This is a genomic window from Haemophilus parainfluenzae (assembly GCF_003252725.1).
Taxonomy (GTDB): Bacteria; Pseudomonadota; Gammaproteobacteria; order Enterobacterales; family Pasteurellaceae; genus Haemophilus_D; species Haemophilus_D parainfluenzae_L.
Genome location: NZ_QEPO01000025.1, coordinates 1 through 1,831, shown reverse-complemented (window position 1 = coordinate 1,831; position 1,831 = coordinate 1). Strand labels below are relative to the sequence as shown.

4 protein-coding genes are annotated in these 1,831 nt (G+C 41.2%); all 4 read left to right on the top strand.

The genetic code is table 11. From position 1 onward, the window contains the following. Positions 1 to 38 precede the first annotated feature (38 nt). Positions 39 to 284, top strand: coding sequence for a 30S ribosomal protein S16 (gene rpsP, locus DPV85_RS09865; protein ID WP_111303547.1), 246 nt, complete (start codon positions 39 to 41; stop codon positions 282 to 284). 44 nt (positions 285 to 328) lie between these two features. Continuing rightward, complete coding sequence (rimM, locus tag DPV85_RS09860; RefSeq protein ID WP_053465608.1) at positions 329 to 856, top strand: ribosome maturation factor RimM; 528 nt, start codon at positions 329 to 331, stop codon at positions 854 to 856. Positions 857 to 893: 37 nt separating this feature from the next. Beyond that, positions 894 to 1,634 (top strand): tRNA (guanosine(37)-N1)-methyltransferase TrmD, encoded by a 741-nt coding sequence (gene trmD / locus DPV85_RS09855; RefSeq protein ID WP_111327873.1) that lies wholly within the window; start codon positions 894 to 896, stop codon positions 1,632 to 1,634. A 36-nt stretch (positions 1,635 to 1,670) separates the two neighbouring features. Then, positions 1,671 to 1,831, top strand: a 161-nt coding sequence (locus tag DPV85_RS09850) for a 50S ribosomal protein L19 (protein ID WP_114975239.1), incomplete at its 3' end; no start/stop codon positions are given.

Below are 1,831 nucleotides of genomic sequence, written 5' to 3'. Positions count from 1 at the left end.
GAATATTCTTTTAGTAATTAAACATTTAGAGGAAGGTTATGGTAACCATTCGTTTATCTCGTGGCGGAGCTAAAAAACGCCCATTTTATCAAATCGTAGTAGCTGACAGCCGTTCACCACGTGACGGTCGTTTCATTGAGCGTATAGGTTTCTTCAACCCAATCGCACAAGGTAACGCAGAGCGTCTTCGTGTTGATCTTGAGCGTGTAAACCACTGGGTTGCTCAAGGTGCTTCACTTTCAGACCGTGTTGCAACTTTGGTAAAAGAAGCTCAAAAAGCATAATCTCGCTTTTTGATTTAGTTCTTAAACTAAGATAGGTGAAAAATATGGAACAACAACGTATTGAAGTTGTGGGCAAATTAGGCTCAACCTACGGTATTCGTGGGTGGTTACGTATTTATTCATCAACAGAACAAGCTGAAAGCATTTTTGATTATCAACCTTGGTTTTTAAAAATCAAAGGTGAATGGCAGCCAACTGAATTAGAAAACTGGCGTCATCATAATCACGAAATCATCGTTAAATTAAAAGGCGTTGATGATCGTGAAGCCGCACAAATTTTAGCAAATGTTGAAATTGGTGTGGATTTATCTGTTTTCCCTGAACTGGAAGAGGGTGATTATTACTGGCACGATTTAATCGGTTGTTCAGTCGTCAACCTAGAAGGTTATACAATGGGAACGGTAACAGAGATGATGGAAACCGGTTCTAATGATGTGTTAGTGGTGAAAGCCAATACCAAGGATGCTTTTGGAAAACAAGAGCGGTTAATTCCGTTTTTGTATGAACAAGTAGTTAAAAGAGTCGATCTCACCACGAAAATAATTGAAGTGGATTGGGACGCTGGTTTCTAATCTCAAGTATGCACAAACGTAATGTAGTAGGCTTTTTATGTGGATAGGGGTGATTTCATTATTCCCCGAAATGTTTAAAGCGATTACGGAATTTGGGGTTACAGGTAGAGCCGTAAAACATAATCTTCTGCAAGTAGAATGTTGGAATCCAAGAGATTTTACATTAGACAAGCATAAAACCGTGGATGACCGTCCTTATGGTGGTGGTCCGGGAATGCTGATGATGGTGCAACCTTTACGGGATGCGATTCATGCTGCGAAAGCAGCGGCAGGAGAAGGCGCAAAGGTGATTTACCTTTCGCCACAAGGACGTAAACTCGATCAAGTTGGAGTAACGGAACTTGCTCAAAATCAGAAATTGATTTTGGTATGTGGACGTTACGAAGGTATTGATGAGCGATTGATTCAAACTGAAATTGATGAGGAATGGTCAATTGGCGATTACGTTCTGACTGGTGGGGAATTGCCTGCAATGACATTAATTGATGCTGTTGCACGTTTTATTCCTGGTGTATTAGGCAAACAAGCTTCCGCAGAAGAAGATTCTTTTGCAGACGGTTTATTAGATTGCCCGCATTACACCAGACCGGAAGTGTTAGAAGGATTAACTGTACCACCCGTGCTGATGTCGGGACATCACGAAGAAATTCGGAAATGGCGATTAAAACAATCGCTACAAAGAACGTGGCTCCGACGCCCTGAGCTCTTAGAAGGCCTAGCTCTGACTGACGAACAACGTAAACTGTTAAAAGAGGCGCAAGCCGAGCATAACAGTTAGTTTCAGTTACATCTAGGATCAATAAAGGATCAAACAATGTCTAACATTATCAAACAACTTGAACAAGAACAATTAAAACAAAACGTACCTAGCTTCCGCCCAGGTGATACTTTAGAAGTTAAAGTATGGGTAGTTGAAGGTAGCAAACGTCGTTTGCAAGCATTCGAAGGCGTGGTTATTGCAATTCGTAACCGTGG